Annotated in this window: 23 protein-coding genes and 1 other annotated feature; of the genes, 5 read left to right on the top strand and 18 right to left on the bottom strand. The window is 37.5% G+C overall.

Features of this window, described 5'->3' with window-relative positions; genetic code table 11:
• Positions 1-2: 2 nt before the first annotated feature.
• From comGG to P7D84_RS02440, 12 genes are all read right to left on the bottom strand, one after another.
• Positions 3-323 (bottom strand): competence type IV pilus minor pilin ComGG, encoded by a 321-nt coding sequence (comGG, locus tag P7D84_RS02495; RefSeq protein ID WP_311804888.1) that lies wholly within the window; start codon positions 321-323, stop codon positions 3-5.
• Complete coding sequence (comGF, locus tag P7D84_RS02490) at positions 316-729, bottom strand: competence type IV pilus minor pilin ComGF (RefSeq protein ID WP_311804887.1); 414 nt, start codon at positions 727-729, stop codon at positions 316-318. The genes comGG and comGF overlap by 8 nt, the downstream gene beginning before the upstream one ends.
• On the bottom strand, positions 716-997 hold the full coding sequence (gene comGE / locus P7D84_RS02485) for a competence type IV pilus minor pilin ComGE (RefSeq protein ID WP_311804886.1): 282 nt from the start codon (positions 995-997) through the stop codon (positions 716-718). Before comGE ends, comGF begins: the two co-directional genes overlap by 14 nt.
• Positions 975-1445, bottom strand: coding sequence for a competence type IV pilus minor pilin ComGD (gene comGD, locus P7D84_RS02480; protein ID WP_137603850.1), 471 nt, complete (start codon positions 1443-1445; stop codon positions 975-977). The genes comGE and comGD overlap by 23 nt, the downstream gene beginning before the upstream one ends.
• Positions 1411-1686, bottom strand: a complete 276-nt coding sequence (gene comGC / locus P7D84_RS02475) for a competence type IV pilus major pilin ComGC (RefSeq protein WP_311804885.1) — start codon at positions 1684-1686, stop codon at positions 1411-1413. The genes comGD and comGC overlap by 35 nt, the downstream gene beginning before the upstream one ends.
• Positions 1683-2696 (bottom strand): competence type IV pilus assembly protein ComGB, encoded by a 1014-nt coding sequence (gene comGB, locus P7D84_RS02470; protein ID WP_311804884.1) that lies wholly within the window; start codon positions 2694-2696, stop codon positions 1683-1685. Before comGB ends, comGC begins: the two co-directional genes overlap by 4 nt.
• Entirely contained in the window at positions 2680-3588 is a 909-nt protein-coding gene (gene comGA / locus P7D84_RS02465; protein WP_311804883.1) for a competence type IV pilus ATPase ComGA, read from the bottom strand. The genes comGB and comGA overlap by 17 nt, the downstream gene beginning before the upstream one ends.
• Before the next feature lie 63 nt (positions 3589-3651).
• Positions 3652-4329 carry a tRNA (guanosine(46)-N7)-methyltransferase TrmB gene (gene trmB / locus P7D84_RS02460; protein ID WP_311804937.1) on the bottom strand — a complete coding sequence of 226 codons (678 nt, stop codon included), beginning with the start codon at positions 4327-4329 and terminating at the stop codon, positions 3652-3654.
• Positions 4330-4363: 34 nt separating this feature from the next.
• Positions 4364-5146 (bottom strand): phosphotransferase family protein, encoded by a 783-nt coding sequence (locus P7D84_RS02455; protein WP_137603855.1) that lies wholly within the window; start codon positions 5144-5146, stop codon positions 4364-4366.
• Between the two features lie 89 nt (positions 5147-5235).
• A complete protein-coding gene (gene dat, locus P7D84_RS02450) occupies positions 5236-6105 on the bottom strand; it encodes a D-amino-acid transaminase (RefSeq protein ID WP_311804882.1) in 870 nt (289 codons plus the stop codon).
• Positions 6106-6108: 3 nt separating this feature from the next.
• Positions 6109-7317, bottom strand: a complete 1209-nt coding sequence (locus tag P7D84_RS02445) for an ABC transporter permease (protein ID WP_311804881.1) — start codon at positions 7315-7317, stop codon at positions 6109-6111.
• Positions 7310-8047, bottom strand: a complete 738-nt coding sequence (locus tag P7D84_RS02440; protein WP_311804880.1) for an ABC transporter ATP-binding protein — start codon at positions 8045-8047, stop codon at positions 7310-7312. Before P7D84_RS02440 ends, P7D84_RS02445 begins: the two co-directional genes overlap by 8 nt.
• Positions 8048-8237: 190 nt before the next feature.
• Between P7D84_RS02440 and P7D84_RS02435 the strand changes: the two genes are divergently transcribed.
• The 5 genes from P7D84_RS02435 (at position 8238) to P7D84_RS02415 (ending at position 11695) form a co-directional block, all read left to right on the top strand.
• Positions 8238-8663 (top strand): HIT family protein, encoded by a 426-nt coding sequence (locus P7D84_RS02435; protein WP_311804879.1) that lies wholly within the window; start codon positions 8238-8240, stop codon positions 8661-8663.
• Positions 8664-9059 carry a YtxH domain-containing protein gene (locus P7D84_RS02430; protein WP_137603860.1) on the top strand — a complete coding sequence of 132 codons (396 nt, stop codon included), beginning with the start codon at positions 8664-8666 and terminating at the stop codon, positions 9057-9059.
• 138 nt (positions 9060-9197) lie between these two features.
• Positions 9198-10130: a peptidylprolyl isomerase gene (locus P7D84_RS02425; RefSeq protein WP_311804878.1), complete on the top strand. Its 933-nt coding sequence runs from the start codon at positions 9198-9200 to the stop codon at positions 10128-10130.
• A gap of 101 nt (positions 10131-10231) precedes the next feature.
• A complete protein-coding gene (locus P7D84_RS02420) occupies positions 10232-11062 on the top strand; it encodes an NUDIX hydrolase (RefSeq protein ID WP_137603862.1) in 831 nt (276 codons plus the stop codon).
• 153 nt (positions 11063-11215) lie between these two features.
• Positions 11216-11695, top strand: a complete 480-nt coding sequence (locus P7D84_RS02415) for a DUF2798 domain-containing protein (protein WP_311804877.1) — start codon at positions 11216-11218, stop codon at positions 11693-11695.
• Positions 11696-11860: 165 nt separating this feature from the next.
• Here P7D84_RS02415 and rlmN read toward each other — a convergent pair whose 3' ends face one another.
• The 6 genes from rlmN to P7D84_RS02385 form a co-directional block, all read right to left on the bottom strand.
• Positions 11861-12928, bottom strand: coding sequence for a dual-specificity RNA methyltransferase RlmN (gene rlmN / locus P7D84_RS02410; protein ID WP_137603864.1), 1068 nt, complete (start codon positions 12926-12928; stop codon positions 11861-11863).
• 287 nt (positions 12929-13215) lie between these two features.
• Entirely contained in the window at positions 13216-15609 is a 2394-nt protein-coding gene (locus P7D84_RS02405) for a DNA translocase FtsK (protein WP_311804876.1), read from the bottom strand.
• A gap of 96 nt (positions 15610-15705) precedes the next feature.
• Positions 15706-16533: a transporter substrate-binding domain-containing protein gene (locus P7D84_RS02400; RefSeq protein WP_311804875.1), complete on the bottom strand. Its 828-nt coding sequence runs from the start codon at positions 16531-16533 to the stop codon at positions 15706-15708.
• A gap of 55 nt (positions 16534-16588) precedes the next feature.
• Entirely contained in the window at positions 16589-17224 is a 636-nt protein-coding gene (locus P7D84_RS02395; protein ID WP_137603867.1) for an amino acid ABC transporter ATP-binding protein, read from the bottom strand.
• Between the two features lie 13 nt (positions 17225-17237).
• The gene (locus P7D84_RS02390; protein ID WP_137603868.1) at positions 17238-17879 is read right to left on the bottom strand and encodes an amino acid ABC transporter permease; all 642 of its coding nucleotides are present in this window, start codon (positions 17877-17879) and stop codon (positions 17238-17240) included.
• A gap of 342 nt (positions 17880-18221) precedes the next feature.
• Positions 18222-18446: a binding site (T-box leader), on the bottom strand.
• Positions 18447-18526: 80 nt separating this feature from the next.
• The gene (locus P7D84_RS02385) at positions 18527-19618 is read right to left on the bottom strand and encodes a DUF871 domain-containing protein (RefSeq protein ID WP_311804874.1); all 1092 of its coding nucleotides are present in this window, start codon (positions 19616-19618) and stop codon (positions 18527-18529) included.
• Positions 19619-19625: the final 7 nt, after the last annotated feature.

The following is a 19625-nucleotide window of genomic DNA, read 5'->3' as shown; positions in this document are numbered from 1 at the left end:
TATCAGTCAAGTGAAGTTGATGTGCTAGTTTTTTCATAAAAATGATATGTTTTCTTTTTAATTTTCACAATTATCTTTAACTGTGTCGCTTCGGTTTCATAAGCCAATTCCCCTTTGTTAAACTTCCAGATGCCGTTATTCTTATGTAATTTAGGATATTCCGCTAAAAAAAGTTCTTTCGCAATTTTTGCCTGATACAATTGCTCGGTACGTATCGCTAAGTCAACGGTTTGATGATAACTAGTCGTCGCATTTAACAGTAAAAAACTAAATAAAAAAATAGCCATTAAGACGGAAAGCAATACTCCGCCTTGGCTATTCAAAAATCCACGTTCCCTTTTTTTGTTTTCCGTCAGTAAAAGTAACGCTAAAATCCACGCCATGATTGTTCTCTTGACAAACAAATTGTTTCACTCCTGTCAATAATGGTTGATAGCCATTAGATTGGCTTTTGATTATTTTGTCTTGCTGCTTCTTGATAACCACTGATTTTTTATCAGCTGTTTTTGTCCAAATTTCTCGTGAAGTCGTTTGTTCATACTGAAGAGTTGCCATTTCATTATCCAGCTGCAGCAAGAAAATCTCCCACTCCAATTGATGATAGCCGCTCAAGCCTTGTTCTATTTTATGGATATGCGTAATCAAACTAGATAAAAGCAAAAGAAGACCACTAAGCATCAGCAGTGCAACTAAGCATTCCATCAAAGTAAAGCCATTATTTTTTAACAATTGTAATCACTCCTTGCTGATTAAATGCTTTTCCTTCCTCGAGTGAAATATCAATCTGCGAATAGCTGGACTTTACTGAATGCAAGCGACAGCGACGCGTTTCAGTATAAAGATCGCGATAATGTTTCAATGTCATCAGTCGCTGCTGACTTTCTTGCTGCATCTTATTTGTCACTTCTAAATAACTTGAGACGATTATTAATAAGATCGCCAGACTGATCAAACTTTCCAACAAAATATAACCATTACTTTTTCTCAAAACGACCACTTCCTAATTGAAATTGATACGTAATTCTTTTTCCTGCATCAGTAAAAACAATTTTTGGAATACTTCCATTTCCAGGTTGAGTAGTCGAACTGTTGCCAGTCCCGGCTTTGAATAAAATGGCATGACTACTTTCTAATTTAATCGCTGGGGGAATTTTCAAACTTTTCCATGGTAAAGTTGTATGGTTCGTAAAAAAAATGATTAATTGCGAATTGTTGTAAAGATCAATCCGAGTACCTCGGTGATCAGCAATTGCAACTTGCTGCAAGTGTAGAATCGATTTTTCAAACCGGTAGTAAAAAAATACTTTTTCTAGACTGGTCTGCCAATGCTTAAAAGCAATTGTCGGCAATAGGACGAAACTGCAGACGAGCATCCACACGATCAATGTCTCAATCAAAGTAAAGCCAGCGTTATTTAGCTTTTTGAACGCGTTCGTATGCTTCATATTGCGACTCCTTCACATAGCCTTGTTCGATCAACTCCTGCTTACTCGGCTTTCTTTCGTTATCCAACTCAAAAACTTCAATCTGCGTTTCGACTACTTTAGCAATAGCTGTGTCACTTTGCTTGCTTGCGCTTTCTTTTTGACTGACTAACTTAGGTACAAATAATAATAAAAGCAAACTGATAACGAATAGTACAACGAGCATTTCCAGCAAAGTGAATGCAGAGCTTTGCTTTTTCATAAGATTCCCTCCAAATTGGTCAATGGCAGAAGCATCGTTAAATATAAACTGACAATCAAAAGTGCCACCAATAAAAAAATCAACGGCTGCAACCAAGAACAGAGAAACTCCAATTGATTAAAAAAGCGTTGCCAAACAAATTGACTATAAGTCAGTAATTCCTTGCCTAAGTTTCCCCGTGCTTCTCCTTGAAACACGATCCGACTGAATTCTTTGGTTAAAAAAGGATAACGATTCAACTCTTCTGCCAAAGTCTTTCCTTGAGCCAAACGATTTTTCAAATCGGCCGCTAATTCCTGCATTAAAGATCGGCCTTCAATGACAAGAAGACACTCGATGATTTGTTGCAACTCTAATCCTTGTTGAAAAAGTTTTCCCCATTCCAACGCAAAATAAGCAGAATAGTAATTACTAAACAACCGACCAACAAAAGGAATCCTAGTAAGGAGACTAAAACGCATGAGATAATTTTGACTTTTCCCCCACGAACGCCAAGCCATCATCAATACAAGCAATAAAATAATCAGAATCAGTCCAATTACAGGTACGGCATGAATCAATTGAACAGAAAAAGAATCAGCTTGGAGCATACCGCTAGCTAAAAGCTGAGGCAATAAAAAGAAACGCATACCAAGTAATAGTACAATCAAAAAAACTAATAACAACAATGGATAAGAGATTGCTTTAATAAAATTTTCTTGTTGCCGTTGGACCAAACGCATTTGTTGTGCGATTCCTAATAAGGTTTGGGCTAGGTCTCCATGTGACTCGGCCAATTCGATTTGCAAAATCTGGTCATTTGAATACTGGAGTACGCTAAAACTTTTTGCTAAACTTTTTCCTTGTTGAAGATCTTGCTGGAGAACTTCTAAAATGACGAGGGAAAAAAGATTTGCATTGATAAAAAATGCGAGTGCTTGCTGTAAACTGAAACCATTTACCAGTAGATCGCCAAGCAGTTGAATAAAATCAATTTTCTGTTTTCTCGTCAATTTATTTTTGTTCCACACACGACAACCCTTCTTTCCAAGTAAAATGCAGCTTTTCTTGATAAAAACGATAACTGGCCAACAATCCGATTGTTCCATTTACTGCTAATAGTTCTTGGTAGATGATTCCTCTCAGACACTCTTTGAGTAACGCGGCTTCCCCGCCTAATTCAAAGATTCTGGCCTGAGCAGATTCTAAACTAGCTGCATGGAGCGTTGCATAGACACAATGACCGGTCAATGCTGCTCGAATCGCTCCTTGGATAGTTTTTGGATCGCGAATTTCGCCGATGATTAAAACATCTGGGTGATGCCGCAATGAAAGTTTAATCAATTCATCGTAACTTTGCTGAATCTTTTCATTTACTTGTAATTGTAAAAAATCAGGCTCCTCGATTTCTACAGGATCTTCGATTGTAATGACTTGACCTTTATTTTCTCTTGCCAGTTTATACATCAAGGTCGTTTTTCCTGATCCGACTGGGCCGCAAAACAAATAAAGACCACGTTTCTTACTATTGTTTTGAAGTAATTCTAATTGTTCAGGCAGATGATAGACTTCTGGACTATTCCCAAACTGGTGCAAAAAACGAATAACTAAACTTTCTTGTTGCAAATAATCTCCTACTGTAGAAAGACGCAACCGTTGTTCTCCGTGTGACAAAGGATAAGAGATTGCACCAAGTTGAACTTTGCGCTTTTCACTCACGTCCATTTGGCCTAAGTATTTGAAGCGATTGATCAACTGTGAAGCGATAGTCGCAGATAAACCATTGATCATGGGGGATTCATAAAAGGGACCTCGTCGAAAAAAACAGTGATAATTCTCTTTTTGAGGCAAGAAATATAAATCCTGCATTTGTTGTTCAAAACCATATTGGATTAATTCGTCTGAAAGTTGTTCAATCTCCATTTTTTCACCTCATAGATAAGGTACGTAAAAAAATAAAGATGAGCCAAAAAAATCGGCTCATCTTTATTTTTTTGTTTTATCTTGAAAACGGGCTTCGACGCGATAGATTCGTTGACCTTTATTTGAAAATTTTTCTTCGTACTCAGTCATGATATTTCCTTCATAGGAACTTTCATGTAAATCCAACCACACTTGTTCAAGTGTCATACCATATTTTGAAAAACTACTTAATGAATATTCAAATAATCCTTGGTTATCTGTTTTAAAATGAATCTGTCCTGCAGGCTTTAAAATCTCTTCATCCACTGCTAAAAAACTTGGAGAAGTCAATCGACGTTTTGTATGTTTTTTCTTCGGCCATGGATCAGAGAAATTCAAATAAATTTGATCGACTTCACTATCCGCAAAATAATTAGTCAATTCAGAGCCATCGACATGCAATAGTTGTAAATTAGGCAGCTCAGTTGCAACTAATTTATCCAAAGCAATCGAAATTACACTAACTTGCATCTCTACCCCAATATAATTAATCTCAGGATGCGCTGCAGCCATTCCAATAATAAATTGGCCTTTTCCCATGCCAATCTCAATATGAATCGGATGGTCATTACCAAAACGCTCAGACCAACGTCCTTTCCACGCTTCAGGTTCTTGTACGACATATTCTGGTCGAGCGGCTAGCATCTCTGCAGCACCCGGGCGATTTCTTACTCGCATTGTTTTCCTCCTACATTTCCTTATCTTTCTTGACAAAACTAGAAGCTGAACGAAATGTTCAGCTTCCGGCAAAGATTCGTTTTAATTGTAAAATTGCTTGATTCATATGATCAAATTCATCACGTTTGTATTGGCGAGCAATTTCTAATAATAAACTCATTAAACCATACCAATAGATTCGTTCCATGTTTTCATCCGTTGGGCGGATACCATAACGAACAAGCCACTTACTCCAGCTCGACAGGGGTACATAACTGCCTAAGATTGTTCCGATGTCCAGTGCCGGATCAGCAAACATCACTGAATCCCAGTCAACTAAATATAAATAATTTGAAGACACCAACCAATTTCTATGATTTACATCTCCGTGTACTACAGTATAATTTTTTTTAGCATAATTTGGAACATTCTTTTTCAAATAATCATAAACTAATTTAATAAAAGCAGGTTGTTCAATCATTGTCGGCAGATTCGCTTCGTAGTCAGCTAGTAACTGCTGCGGTGAAACGTGACGACCACCCATTTTTTTTAACATCATTTTTAACGAAGGCGAGTGATGCAAATGATACAATACATCTATCACATCATTACGCCGCGAGATTTCTTCCGGCTCCAATAGACGACCATCTAGCCATTCTTGTGCAGTCAATGTATCACCATTTCCTGTTCGCTTAATCCAAACAAGTTTTGGCGCGATCCCTTCACGCGATAAAGCCGCCAACATCGGGGTGGTATTTCGTTTAATGAACACGCGATCTTCATCACGATAGCCGATATATGTTTTTCCCGTATCGCCTTTAATCGGCTGCACGCGCCAGTCACTATCCAACTGAAATTCCATTCCCAAGGCCCTCCCCTAGCATTTTAAACGTATTTACTATTTTAGTCGCGCAAGGAGGCTTCGTCAAGAGCATGTATGTTCTTCTTTGATTATTTTTCATTACGATGTGCTTGGACAGATAGATTTATGGCTTCAATATAAGCTTTCAAAATTCTTTTTGTTACTTTACCAGGCATCCCATCACCAATTTTTTGTTTATCGATTTCAATGATTGGGACGATCTCAGCTACTGAACTAGTCTTAAAACATTCATCAGCAGCTAGCAATTCTTTTTTAGTAAATGCGACTTCTTTTACTTCGATTCCTAGAGCCTTGGTCAATTCCCGAATCTTCATCTTTGTGATCCCTGGTAAAATCAACTGGCCATCTGGATGAGTATAAAGAATGCCATCTTTTACCATCCATAGATTAGAAGCAGATGCTTCGGTCACAAAACCTTCACGTAATAGAACAGCCTCTTCAAACCCTTTTTGTTTAGCCTCATCTAAAGCCAGGAGATTTCCTAACAAACTAATAGACTTGATGTCACAATGTAACCAACGTCTATCTTCTACAAATCCTGCACGAATCCCAAGATTTTGTTTAACACTTGGGCGTGATACTGGTTGGATATCTGCCAATAAAACTGGCTGGACTACTGCTGAATCAGGAAAATCATGCAGCCGCGGTTTAGCTACACCACGTGTCACTTGAAAATAGATACGTCCATTTTCTATTCCTACTTCATTTGCCAAGCGATGCAAACGTTGACTCAGTTCAACTTGGGTAAATGGCAAAGTCATACGAATCTTCTGTGCACTTTCCCAAAAGCGGTCCAAGTGTTCCTTTTCCATATACATACAACCATCATAAATGCGAATCACCTCGTAAATTCCATCCCCGAATTGATAACCACGATCTTCCAAGTCTATTTTTACTTTGGATTCATCGATTATTTGTTCATTCCATAATACTTTCATCTATTAATCCTCCATCTTCTTTATTCTAGCTGGGAGGTAGAACCATGCAAACAAGCCAATTTCAACTAGAAGCAAGCCAAACAAACCCAAACTCTCAAAAATTGATAAATGAAGCAAACTACACAAACTGAAAATAAGTGCCGCTGAAAACAATAAAAGGGTCATCAATCGTTGCAATGCCGCTTTTTTATGTTTTTTCAGCACTGGATATAGCTGAGCCGCGCCAATGTAATCAAATTGACTATATAAAGGAATCATTTGAAACCCGATCAAATAAATAAACAAGGCACTGACACCTGCAATAAAGCGGCTATCTGTTAATGAAAGCACTAAGATTGCCCCAACAATCAACAAACGGAAAAACAAGCCGCCAAAAACTGCTCCTCTTAAAGCCCCTCGAGCAAACAAATATAAAAATGTATTTTCCTGTCTAAAAGAGATTTTTGCTAATAGGCCATCTAAATATTTTCGTCGATGGACTTTGGCTTCAATCTCAGGAACATCAGTAAATAAATTGATGAATTGATAGATTCGATGCAAGCGTGTATTTTCTTGATCAATCATCTTGCTCCAATCTAATAACCGCTCTTGTTCTTGTGTCAGAAAAACAAACCCAAAAGCAGTCACGAATGCTAAAATTGTCCCCAGCCACGCAAAACTATACAAACTAGAAAAAATAATTCCACCACTAATGATAAACCATAGGATCATCAAACGCTGTGTTTGCTTTTGCGTAGTCTGATAGCAAGCGAAACGCTGAATACGCAGATTTGCTAATTTCAAACTCCAGAGCATCACTACGAAAAAGAAAAAATTCATAAAACTTATTTGTTTAGCCAAAACGATCAATGGAAGCAACGCACCGCAGACAAACAATTCAATGCTAAACGGCCAAGCTAATGAGTGGCGCAATCCGCGAGATAAATAGCCGCCCATTTCTTTTTCCTTTGGTAACAAGAAGGCCATATCAGCTGGTTCGACTAGTGTCGCTAATTTCCCCAATGGTAAAATTACCCACCAAATGATTCCTACGATTGGTAAACTCCAAGGAAAATCCGGCGATAACTGGTTTAACAGATTCGAATAATAAAAGGCCAGACCGCCGGCTAAGAATAGACAGACTAAAACAAAATGATCATTTAACACATAACGCATGTACTTCATCATTTTTTTCTGATGACGTTGGCGTCTTAATAGAAAAAAATCAAGCATGGTCCTTCTCCTTTGTCAATGCGATATAGATCTCATCTAAAGAGGCTCCCGGCAAATGAAATTCGTCTTGTAATTCTTGCAACGTTCCCTGGGCCCGCACGATGCCTTCATGGAGTACAACAAAACGATCACAATATTTCTCCGCAGTTGCCAGAATATGTGTCGACATCAAAATCGCAGCTCCTTGTTTTTTCATAGTTACCATTAATTCCAATAAAGCATTGATGGCTAATGGGTCCAATCCTAAAAAAGGTTCGTCGATGATATACAAACTAGGCTGAATCAAAAAGGCACACAACACCATTACTTTTTGCTTCATTCCTTTAGAAAAATTCACTGGGAACCAATCCAATCGGTTTTCTAGACGGAATGTTTTTAGTAACACTTCTGCCCGCTGCATTGCGGTTTCTTTGGGAATATCGTACGCCATCGCGGTTACTTCGATATGCTCGCGTAAGGTCAATTCTTCATAGAGTGAAGGTGTTTCAGGAATATAACCGATTTTTTTGCGATAGTTCTCGGGCTCTTTTTGTAAAGTTAACTCATCAACTGTAATTGAGCCTTTTTGAGGTGTTAATAGACCAATAATATTTTTGATAGTAGTAGATTTTCCTGCACCGTTTAAACCAATTAACCCGATCATTTCTCCATTAGCAACTTTAAAATTAATATCTTTTAAAACAGGTACATGACCATAACCACCTGTAACATGCTGAATTACTAAGCTCATCTTTTTCCCTCCAATTTCTTAGTTAGTATTATAGCAGAATCCTCCAAATAATTACGCGACTATTGACCTTTTCCCGCACAAGCATTATAAGTTATGGTAAAGTAAAAGTAGAATTTACCGTCATTTACAAGTTTTTACTGGTAATGACACAAAATAAAGTGATGATGAGTAATCAGAAAGGATGTTTGCAATGGAAAATTGTATTTTTTGTAAAATTATCGACCAAGAAATCCCTAGCTACAAAATTTATGAGGATGAAAAAGTCTATGCCTTTTTAGATATTTCACAAGCGACAAAGGGACACACACTCGTTGTACCGAAACGACATGTGACAGATATTTTTGATTATGACGAAGACTTAGCAGCAGATGTTTTTGCTCGCATTCCTAAAATTGCCCGTGCACTCGAGCAAGCATTTCCAGAGATGGAAGGATTAAATATTTTGAACAATAACAAAGAACTTGCCTATCAATCTGTCTTCCATTCACATATTCATTTAGTACCACGTTATAGTAAAAAAGATGATTTCTCGATCCATTTTGGCAACCACACAGAACAACAAACATCAGAAGATATGCAAAAAATTGCTGATCAGATCAAAGAGCAGGTGAAATAAATGGGCTTTTTCAAAGGAATTTTATTTGGCGCTGGTCTTGGTACCATAGGGGGGCTTTTATTAGCACCGCGTAAAGGAGAAGAAACCCGAGAAAAACTAATCACTTCTACTCGTGAACTAGTCGTATTAACTGACGAGCTAAACGATAACTTATCCGCATTCCGTGAATCTGCGGCTACTTTAAAAGAAACCATGGATACCCTCGTTCCTGCTTTTAAATCAGGCGTGGAAAAAGATGTCGAGGAATTTCGTTTTCAAGCTGAACCTAGAATCCAGCAGATTCAAGCCCAATTAGAAAAAATCAATCAGAGCTTATCTACTGATGAAACGAAGACAGTTATAAAAAAAGGACGCTTTTCTTTGACTAGACCTGCTGAAATCCCAAATGAATCATAATTAGTTAACTAATTATGCTTTTAGTGTGAATTTTCTCGGAAACTATTTTTATCCCCTTTCCTTTGTATTTTTAGATATGGTATAGTTGGAAAGAATTAATAAGAAGTAAATTATGAATTTAGGAGTTGTAACGTAAAAATGAAGAAAAAGATTCTCTTAGCCACGGCTGGCTTGCTTAGCGTAATTGTATTAGGTGCCTGTTCAGGAAGTTCTAATCAAGACATCGCAACTATGAAAGGCGGAAAAATCACCGTCGAAGATTTTTATAACGAAGCGAAAAAAGAACAAAACAATCAAAGTTTAGTTCGTAACATGATCATCTATAAAGTATTTGAAAATGCCTATGGTGATAAAGTAACAGACAAACAAGTTGATAAAGAGTACAACAAGCAATCAAAACAATTAGGCGACAGCTTTGAAAGCCAATTGCAGTCTGCTGGATATACGAAAAAATCTTATAAAGAGTATTTAAAACAATCACTTGCTTTCCAAGAAGGCTTGAAAGCTCATGTAAAAATTACTGATAAAGATTTGAAAACAGCTTGGGATTCATTCCATCCAGAAGTAACGGCTCGAATCATTTTAGCAAGCAGTGAAGATGAGGCAAAAGAAATCAAGAAACAATTAGACGATAAAGGCGACTTTGCTAAAATCGCAAAAGAAAAATCACAAGATACAACAACGAAAAAAGATGGTGGACAAATCAAGTTTGATTCTCAATCATCTACTGTTCCTACTGAAGTAAAAGAAGCTGCCTTTAAATTGAAAGACGGCGAGGTTTCTGATGTAATCACAGCAACTGATGCCTCTACTTATCAGGCCAGCTACTACATTGTGAAGATGGAAAAAAATTCATCTAAAGGCAATGACATGGATAAATACGAAAAAGAATTGAAGCAGATTGCAGAAGATACAAAAATGGCTGACCAAACCTTTTCTTCTAAAGTCATCTCAAAAGAATTGAAAAAAGCCAATGTGAAGATCAAAGATGATTCCTTTGAAAATATTTTATCTGATTTCTTAACAACAAACAGCTCAGGTAAAACAACAACGACTGACTCATCAAAATAAGTTTTAGTAAAAAAGGAGAATTCCCAGCGGAGTTCCCTTTTTTTTTGTATTCATGCTACAATAAAGTATCGAATACTTATAAGAAAATGGGTGAACAATGCATGAAAGAATTTGCCTCTAAAGAAGCAGAAAAAGATTACTATGAACATGAAGCAAATGAAACAGATTTCCTTGCTTGGTATAAAAAACAAGATCATCCGGAATATGAAAAACCTTCTGTGACCGTCGATATTGTTATCATGGGTTATAACAAGGTAGAAGATCAGTTGAAGATCTTACTGATTCAACGTCGTGGCAATCCTTATCGTAATTCCTGGGCATTACCTGGTGGTTTTGTCGAGAGAAATGAATCAACCAACGACAGCGTTCGCCGCGAAACGGCCGAAGAGACTGGCCTGATCATTGGAAGAAAAAATGTTGAACAACTTCATACATTTAGTTCACCAAATCGTGATCCGCGCGGTTGGGTCATTACCGTCAGCTATTTGGCTTTCATCGGACAAGTCCCGCCGACAGCCGGCGATGATACTCAAGATGCACGTTGGTTCAATATGGAACGTCATGGTGATACGATTTGTTTAACTAGTGAAGAAGATATTTCCATTGAAATCGATCTAGCAACCGGAAAGTCTATCGGTAAAGATACCTTGGCCTTTGACCACAATGAGATTATTCGCAAAGCCTTTAATCGCGTCGTCAATAAAATGGATCATGAGCCGCTGATTTTACAAGTCTTAGGTGACGAATTCACGATCACTGAAGCACGAAAAGTCTTTGCGAAATTTTTAGGTGTTGATTTTAGAACCGTTGACCATTCCAATTTCAAAAAAGCAATGCTGCAATATTTTGACGAACTTGGCGAACGACCCGTTGGAATTGGTCGTCCATCAAAGATTTATCGTCTAAAAGATGAGATTGGTGAAAAAAAATAAATTTTTTACTTACATCAAATGGAAAAATCTGTTTATAATGGAGAAGCAAAAAAATTGTCTTTCCATAACGCAGTGAAGATTCCCAAAAGTGGTTGTCGTAGCGAGTTATACGATTGCCACTTTTTTGTATTCAAATATATTAGGAGGATTTTCATGCCAAGAAATAAAAGAGAAAGTTTTGTTTATACGATAATGATGTGTTTTGTGATGGTGTTCTGGATGAGTTTGTACAATATTTATTTACACGCAGGCACTTTCACATTAGAAGTTTTAGAAACTGCCTGGGTCGGTTTGCCTTTGGGTTATTTATGCGCGTTACTTTTGGACTGGTTTGTCGTATCAACGCCTGCAAAAAATTTCGCCTTCAAAATACTGCCTGATTCAGCGGGACCTGTCCGAAAGGTCCTTACCATTTCTTGTTGTATGGTTTTACCAATGGTCTTCTTCATGTCCTTATATGGTGCTGTAGAAGTATTGAGCCACACCCAAAATTGGGATCAACTCTTCATTATTTTGGGGACGAATATTTTGAAAAACATCGTTATGGCGATTCCTTTTCAATTATTTATTGCTGGACCCCTCGTTCGAAAAGTATTTAGAACCATCTTTCCAGTTGGTACGATTTTAGCATAATTTCTAGATGAATCTATAAAATAAAAAGATCCGAACCTCTATAATTGCTTCTGTAATAAACAGCGGCATTGTATTATAGAGAGTTCGGATTTTTTATTTAATTTTATACCATAAGTTCGAATTTATTTGATAAAAAAACTCTCCCAATAAGAGAGAGTTCAACATTTATTCTACTGCTGCTTTTTTCATTTGTTTGCTTCGTAATTGTCCGCAAGCCGCATCGATATCTGTCCCATGCTCTTTTCGGATTACACAATTGATTCCATTTTTTTTCAAAACATCATAAAAACGCAACACAGCTGCTTTGCTGCTACGTGAGTATTGGTCGTGTTCACTGACTGGATTATACGGAATCAAGTTCACATAGACAAGTTTTTTCTTATCTTTCATTAAATCTGCCAATTGCTGTGCGTGTTCCGGCTGATCATTCACTCCGGATAACATGATGTATTCAAAAGTCACCCGGCGATTGGTTTCTTCAATGTAATAATCGACGGCTCCCATTAGTTTTTCGATTGGAAAACTGCGATTAATCCGCATGATTGATGAACGAATCTCATTATTTGGCGCATGCAATGAAATCGCTAGGTTCACTTGCAACCCATTTTCCGCAAATTTTTTGATTTTCGGAACCAATCCACTTGTTGAAACAGTAATGTGGCGAGCACCGATGGCCATTCCTTTATCATCATTGATAACATGGAGAAAGTCCATCACATTGTTGTAGTTATCAAAAGGTTCTCCGATTCCCATCACAACAATATGAGAAACACGCTCCTCTTCACCTCGTTCGTCAAAATAATGTTGGACTAACATAATTTGAGCAACGATTTCTCCTGCTGTCAGATCGCGTTGTTTTTTCAATAAACCTGATGCACAAAAAGTACAACCGATGTTACAGCCTACTTGTGTTGTAACACAAACAGACAAACCATACTCTTGGCGCATCAACACTGTTTCGATCATCAAGTGATCCGGCAATTCAAACAAATATTTGACTGTTCCATCACTGGCTTCTTGTACGACCAATTGTTTTAGTGGATTAATGATGAAATTTTCTTCCAGCAAAGCAATCGTTTGTTTTGATAAATTACTCATTTGTGCAAATTCTGTTACTCGACTACGATAAAGCCATTCCCAAACTTGGGTCGCGCGAAATTTTTTCTCCCCATGTTCTAAAAACCATTCGACTAATTCTTCTCTTCTTAAACCATAAATTGAGGGTCTTTCCAAAGTATTACCTCCTACTGTATTTCGAAACGTTCACTCGTTCTATTAGTAGAACAAGTGTAACAACAAAGTCAGAAATTCAAAAAGTTTCTCTTCTTCGTACGTCTACCTCTTTTGATCAACTGGCTCTCGATACATTGTTATTATACAAAGATTCGAGTTCTCATAAATCCAGAATTATCCAGTTAAAAAATTGGCAACATCCGCTACATACTATAACCGATTCACAAAGAGAAAACAATTAACTTTGGAAAAAACAAAAAATAGTCTAGATTTCTCTAGACTATTTTTTACCCTTCCAACGGGTTTTCTGGTTCTTCTTCAACTTTTTCTAAAAGGACTTCTCGTGGCTTACTGCCAGTTGACGGTCCAATGACACCATGATCTTCTAATTCATCAACGATTCGGGCTGCTCGATTGTAGCCAATTCGGAAACGGCGTTGCAGTAAAGAAATACTTGCTGTCTGCATATCAACAACTAATGCCTTGGCTTCTTCATACAATTCATCTTGAGGGTTTTCTGACGGCGAAGACGTTGTTTCTTCTGTTGGCATCATTTTTTCTTCATAATGAGCTTCTTGCTGATCAGAAACAAATTCTACAATCTGCTCTACTTCGTGATCGGAAATAAACGCACCTTGGACACGGATTGGTTTATTTTCACCCATTGGCAAGAACAGCATATCTCCGCGTCCTAAAAGTTTTTCGGCGCCATTGCCATCAATGATCGTTCGAGAATCGGTCCCGCTAGAAACAGCAAAAGCAATACGTGATGGCACGTTGGCTTTGATGATACCTGTGATAACATCAACACTTGGACGTTGTGTAGCTAAGATCATATGGATTCCAGCAGCACGTGCCATTTGAGCCAATCGAGTAATCGCATCTTCGACTTCGTTACTTGCTACCATCATCAAGTCGGCTAATTCATCAACGATAACCACAATAAATGGTAAAATTGGTCGATTTTGGCCATCTTCTAAATTTTTCTGAATAACCAATTCATTAAATCCTGAAATATTCCGTACACCAGTTGCCGCAAATTTTTCGTAACGCTCTTCCATTTCTTGCACGACCTTTTGTAAAGCCTGTGCCGCTTTTCTTGGATTGGTCACAACAGGTGTCAACAAATGAGGAATCCCATTATAGACATTCAACTCGACCATTTTCGGATCGATCATCATGAGTTTTACTTCATTTGGTTTTGCCCGCATCAAAATACTGGTAATGATTCCATTGATTGCAACAGATTTCCCACTTCCGGTTGAACCGGCAATCAGCAAATGAGGCATTTTTGTTAAATCTGCCGTTCGGACCATTCCGGAAATATCGCGTCCTAATGGAACTTCCAAAATTTTATCAGGATGATTCGGTTGTGATTCAATAATATCTCGGAAAGATACCGTACTGATTGTACTATTAGGTACTTCGATTCCAATCAATGATTTTCCAGGGATGGGCGCTTCCATCCGCACATCTTTTGCAGCTAAAGCTAGGGCGATATCATCTGTTAAATTGACGATTTTGCTGACTTTGACACCTACAGCTGGCTGAACTTCAAATTTTGTAACTGATGGTCCTAAACTAGCTTTGACAACTTTGGCATCAACACCAAAACTATTGAACGTTTTTTCTAATACTTTAATATTTTGCTCGATCTTTTTGTATTCATCGCTTTGATCCGTTGCTGGAATCGAGTCTAACAACGTTGAAGGCGGCAATTGATAATCGTGGTCTTCCGGTTCAGCATTAATTTCAAATTCTAATTCGCCTGGATCTTCGATTTCTTCTTCTAGCTGCGCATTTTTCGTAGTTACTGGTGTTGGTATTGGTTCTAAATTTTCTTGAAACCCTTCGATTGGTACTAAAGTCATTTGTTCGGGAGCTTTAGTTTCGCGTTCTGAACGGTTAGTTACTTGTTCTTCGTCTGTGAACGGCGGAATCTCTTGTTTAGCTTCTGTCCGCTCTGCTTCCATCCTAGCTTTTTCTGCTGCACGTTTTTCTGCTTGAGCTTGTGTTTTTTGTGCTTGACGTTCAGCTTTTTTAGCCTCTTTCAACGCTTTTTTTTCATCAGATTCTGTAAATTTTGTCTGGATTTTTTCAGTAAATTCCGCTAAATAATCTGTTACTTGGTTAAATTCTAGGAGACTGAATAAAAAGACTCCTAGGACCAATAATAATCCTGCTATCAAATAGCTGCCGACTTGTGATACTAAAAAATGTGTCAAATTATAAAGAAGTCCGCCCAGCATCCCGCCACCGACATTTTGGGTAATCTGATTTCCTAAAAAATCAGACATCAATAAATCCCATGTCGTTTTTAAAATATTAGGATTTTTACTTTGGACATTGGCAAATAAACGTGCATGTAGAACCAATAAGATTCCTAAGTAGAATATGCCCACTCCGCTCCAACGCCGTGTCTTAGTTATGCGTAATTTATTATTCTTAGCTACAAGTAGCCCGCCATATCCTCCGAGTACTATTGCCAAAAACTGATACGTATTACCACCAATCAGCCGTAATACATTCGCTATCAAATTTCCTAAAAAACCTAACTTAAACAAGGAAAAAATCATGAACAAAATGAATAAAAGCCCGATACCGATAATTAGGCGCTGTTCTTGTAATTGTTTTTGTTTTTTTGTTTTTCTTTTTTTCTTTGTACGCTTTTTTTGCGCCATGCTATCCCTCTTTCCATTCTGTACCATTATACAAAAAAAAGAAGGCGAACAAAAGTTTTGTTCGCCTTTTCTTTCCGATTAAAGATTGTTTTCTCATTACTCTTTTGGTAAAGTCAACTCTTCGCCAAACCATTTCTTTGAGATTTCACCGTATTTTCCATCTTCTTGGATCTTTTTGAATGCACTATTAATTTTTTTCACTAGCTCTTTGTCGCCTTTACGTGCACCAACAGCAAAATCTTCATTTTTGAAACCAACGCTGAAAATATTGTACGTTTCTAATTTACCAGCTTGTTTCAAATAATAATCTGCATATACTTTATCGATTAATAATCCATTGATTCGGCCATTTTCTAAATCGATCATCGCTTCATTGAAACTAGCATATAATGTAGCATCATTTTCTTTTACGATATCTTTTAATATCTTTGTTTGATTATTGAATGCTTCATAACCAGAAGAACCTTCTTGTGCTCCTAAGATTTTGCCTTTCATCCCTTTTGCATCTGTGATTCCACTATCTTTTTTAGTCACTAAGACTTGTTCATTTTGGGCATATGCATCTGAAAATAGAACTTTCTTTTCCCGTGATTTTGTTACTGTATACCCATTCCAAATCAAATCAATGGTTCCATTTTCCAACTCATTTTCTTTCATTGACCAATCGATTGGTTGGAAATCTGCTTTGACGCCATATTCTTTAAAAACTTCTTTAGCAAGATCTACATCAAAACCAACGATTTTACCATCTTCATCTTTGAAACCCATCGGAACAAATGTATCATCTAAACCAATCGTTACTTTTTTGTCTTTTTCAATGTTTTTCCAGCTGTCGTCACTGCTGGCTTCTTTCTGACCACAAGCCGCCAATGTTACCAAAGTTAAAGCAGCTGCCATTCCCAAAACAATCTTTTTCAATTTCATACTTATTCCTCCTAATTTTTTTAAGCTTATAAAACAAAGCTGAGTTTGACGTCATTTATTTAATTGGTTCTACCTTTAATAATTGATCCCCGATTTCTTCAGCAAAGACCAAGTCATGAGTAACAACGATTTGAGTAACTCCATCGGCTTTAAGTTCTAAAATCAAATTCGCTACTTGCTGACGTAAAGCCGGGTCTAATGCGCTGGTAGGTTCATCGTAAGCCAAAACCTTGGGATTCATCGCCATCGCACGAGCAATCGCTAAGCGTTGTTTTTGTCCACCAGATAGTTGATACGGATAATTATTTAATAATTCTTCGATGCCTAATAAACTCGCTAAATGTTGCGCCTTATTCGTATACGTCTCTTTGTCTTCTTTCAAAACTAACCGTGGACCAATGGTGATATTGTCTAAGACACTTAAATGTGGAAATAATTGAAAATCTTGGAAAACTACACCAACAACTTGTTCTTGTTCTTTTGAACCGGTCGGATCAAAAGGATTTCCATCTAGTAAAAAAGTTCCGCTGTCTGCTGTTTCCAATCCTGCCAGCGTTCTTAATAAAGTTGTTTTCCCACCACCGGATGGGCCGACAATTGCTAAGATCTGTCCATCAGGAATCACCAGATCCAAATTATCAATCACTTTCTTATTGCCAAACGATTTATTTACTTTTTTTAATTCAATCATTTTTTTCACCTACCTATCGATAATAATTCAGACGATTTTCTAGTTGTTTCAAGATAACGGACGTAATCCCTGTCAATGCTAAATAAATAATGGCTACTCCGAATAATGGGAGCAAGGTGGTATCTCGTTCCATCGCGATTTTTCCCGCCCGCATCACATCGGATAAACCTAAAATATACACAAGTGAGGTATCTTTTACTAAATTGATCACTTCATTTCCAACTGATGGCAAAACGATCTTGACAACTTGCGGAATGATGATTCGTGTTACTGTTTGAACAGGAGTCAAGCCGATTACTTTTGAGGCTTCGTATTGACCAACTGGAATGGATTGAATCCCGCCTCGGAAGATCTCTGCATAATAAGCGGCATAGTTCAATATGAACGCAAACAGTGCGGCTTCGAAACGATCAAAAATAATTCCAACCAACGGTAACCCATAAAATACAAAAATCAATTGTAACAGTAATGGTGTCCCACGCATAATCCAAACGTAAAAACGTAAGATCCATTGTAATGGTCTAAAACGACTAGCTAACCCAAAAGATAGCAACACTCCTAACGGCAATGAGCCTAATATCGTATAAATAAATAATTTCAGTGTTGTTGTTGCCCCTTGTAATAATTGTGGCATGACTTCGACTAGATAATTCATCTCAATATCCCTCCATGTTATCGAAATTTGTACGGCCTAAAAATACTTAATCTTGACTCCAGTGATTCTACTTGAGGCCGAATTGGCAACAGCTAGTTTCCTATGAAAGAAATCTTTTCCCATATTAGCTTCATGCATACCAGCCAACTATACTGATGTTGGCTCATACTTTACTGATTGCAACAAACTACGTTAGATTGACAAAAAAACGTCCTCTGGTATTTCTACCAGAGGACGTTAACTACGTGGTTCCACCTCATCTTTGTTCTTTTTTCACAAAAAGAACCTCTATGGGTCAGTTTTCCAAACAGTGAAATAAAAAAAGTCCTTTAGTCACTAGGACTAAAGGACGTAATTACGTGGTTCCACCTTTTTTTATCGTCGTCTCACAACGAACGATCTCAACTGGTCAATCTGACCTCTGCGCTAACGGGCTCTCCCGGATTGGCCTACTTATTCAGCCAATCGACTCAAAGATGTGGTTCACAATTAATCGCTGTCTCTTTTCACCAACCAGAGACTCTCTTAAAGCAAATAAACTGCTACTCTTCTTTTCATTGTCGTTTGATTAAGTTGAATCATACTTTACACGCCTTCACAGGATTTGTCAACAAATAATCTTCATCTTTTTTTCATTTGTTTCAAATTTAATTTTCAGGAACAAATTGAAATTTCGTCCAAGGCTTTAAAAAGTCCAATAAAATCCGCGCATCTTGAGGGATCTTCCCAACTAAATTTTTCCGAGAATCACTATGTGGCTCCAAAACGATTTGTAATTCATTTTTATATTTCCCAAAATCATCATTACCGACAACAACATCACCAATTTGAAATTCTTGTGTATTATCGTGAACAGGATTTGCTTTATCTTTATAAACTACACGCGTCATGGTAGAACGAGCCGCCATTGATGTAATATCTCCTCGGCGAAAATGATTTGGATAAGCAATAATCTTGCGTTCCACATCAGAGATATCTGGTACCAGTTCAATCCCTAAACTCAATTTGTATCGATCGACTGCAGCCACTTTTTCTAATTCTTCATCAGAAGCATAGGCATTTCCGATGATTACGGTATCAATCAATCCTGTCGCAAACATGTGACGTGCTTGCAGATCAATCGGCAAATGGCGATGCATTTCCAAAGTCGGCAACCCATCATTCACATCCCAAGGACCATATTTTGCCTCATGACTTGTGATAAAAGCAGCTGTTTTGATGCCATGGCCTTTAAACCGTTTGCTGCAGCTGACAAAAAAATCATAAGGCAATGCTGAACCTTCTTGAGGATAGAAGTTATGACATCCATAAATAAATGGTTCATTGGCTTCATAAGATAAAATATTATCAAGATAAGCCACGTTGTTACTCATGTTCAATTCAATCGCTAAACCTTCAGGATTATAGCTTAACATCGCTTCTTTGTTTCCATCAAAACCTTCATCCAACCGAATCCCTTCTGCACCAAGCTCTGCAAAAAAATGTAGATTATCATAAGAGATTCCTAAATCATCAAAAATTGAAGGTGCGATATCTAAGACGGTTTCAAACCCTAAATCTTTTGCATAGTGGATGATATTACCAAATTTTTCACTGACTTTTTCTTTTCCTTCAGTTACTTCTAACATACTCATAAAAATCCGAGTATAACCTAACTTCGCTGCTTTTTGGATGTACTCACGATCAGCTTGCGGATCACTATGGTCAGGATAGATTGAGATGCCTAATTCACGTTTCATTTATTTT

Origin of the sequence: Enterococcus dongliensis (assembly GCF_031927985.1) — a bacterium.
Taxonomy (GTDB): domain Bacteria; phylum Bacillota; class Bacilli; order Lactobacillales; family Enterococcaceae; genus Enterococcus_A; species Enterococcus_A dongliensis.
The sequence above is the reverse complement of the archived record's forward strand: the minus strand, read 5'-3'. Positions and strand labels throughout refer to the sequence as shown.

Excerpts from the sequence above, each read along its gene's own strand:
- comGD (WP_137603850.1), bottom strand. The coding sequence starts at position 1,445 with ATGAAGCATACGAACGCGTTCAAAAAGCTAAATAACGCTGGCTTTACT.
- comGC (WP_311804885.1), bottom strand. The coding sequence starts at position 1,686 with ATGAAAAAGCAAAGCTCTGCATTCACTTTGCTGGAAATGCTCGTTGTA.
- comGA (WP_311804883.1), bottom strand. The coding sequence starts at position 3,588 with ATGGAGATTGAACAACTTTCAGACGAATTAATCCAATATGGTTTTGAA.
- P7D84_RS02455 (WP_137603855.1), bottom strand. The coding sequence starts at position 5,146 with ATGGAATTTCAGTTGGATAGTGACTGGCGCGTGCAGCCGATTAAAGGC.
- dat (WP_311804882.1), bottom strand. The coding sequence starts at position 6,105 with ATGAAAGTATTATGGAATGAACAAATAATCGATGAATCCAAAGTAAAA.
- P7D84_RS02445 (WP_311804881.1), bottom strand. The coding sequence starts at position 7,317 with ATGCTTGATTTTTTTCTATTAAGACGCCAACGTCATCAGAAAAAAATG.
- P7D84_RS02440 (WP_311804880.1), bottom strand. The coding sequence starts at position 8,047 with ATGAGCTTAGTAATTCAGCATGTTACAGGTGGTTATGGTCATGTACCT.
- P7D84_RS02435 (WP_311804879.1), top strand. The coding sequence starts at position 8,238 with ATGGAAAATTGTATTTTTTGTAAAATTATCGACCAAGAAATCCCTAGC.
- P7D84_RS02430 (WP_137603860.1), top strand. The coding sequence starts at position 8,664 with ATGGGCTTTTTCAAAGGAATTTTATTTGGCGCTGGTCTTGGTACCATA.
- P7D84_RS02425 (WP_311804878.1), top strand. The coding sequence starts at position 9,198 with ATGAAGAAAAAGATTCTCTTAGCCACGGCTGGCTTGCTTAGCGTAATT.
- P7D84_RS02420 (WP_137603862.1), top strand. The coding sequence starts at position 10,232 with ATGAAAGAATTTGCCTCTAAAGAAGCAGAAAAAGATTACTATGAACAT.
- P7D84_RS02415 (WP_311804877.1), top strand. The coding sequence starts at position 11,216 with ATGCCAAGAAATAAAAGAGAAAGTTTTGTTTATACGATAATGATGTGT.
- P7D84_RS02405 (WP_311804876.1), bottom strand. The coding sequence starts at position 15,609 with ATGGCGCAAAAAAAGCGTACAAAGAAAAAAAGAAAAACAAAAAAACAA.
- P7D84_RS02400 (WP_311804875.1), bottom strand. The coding sequence starts at position 16,533 with ATGAAATTGAAAAAGATTGTTTTGGGAATGGCAGCTGCTTTAACTTTG.
- P7D84_RS02395 (WP_137603867.1), bottom strand. The coding sequence starts at position 17,224 with ATGATTGAATTAAAAAAAGTAAATAAATCGTTTGGCAATAAGAAAGTG.
- P7D84_RS02390 (WP_137603868.1), bottom strand. The coding sequence starts at position 17,879 with ATGAATTATCTAGTCGAAGTCATGCCACAATTATTACAAGGGGCAACA.
- P7D84_RS02385 (WP_311804874.1), bottom strand. The coding sequence starts at position 19,618 with ATGAAACGTGAATTAGGCATCTCAATCTATCCTGACCATAGTGATCCG.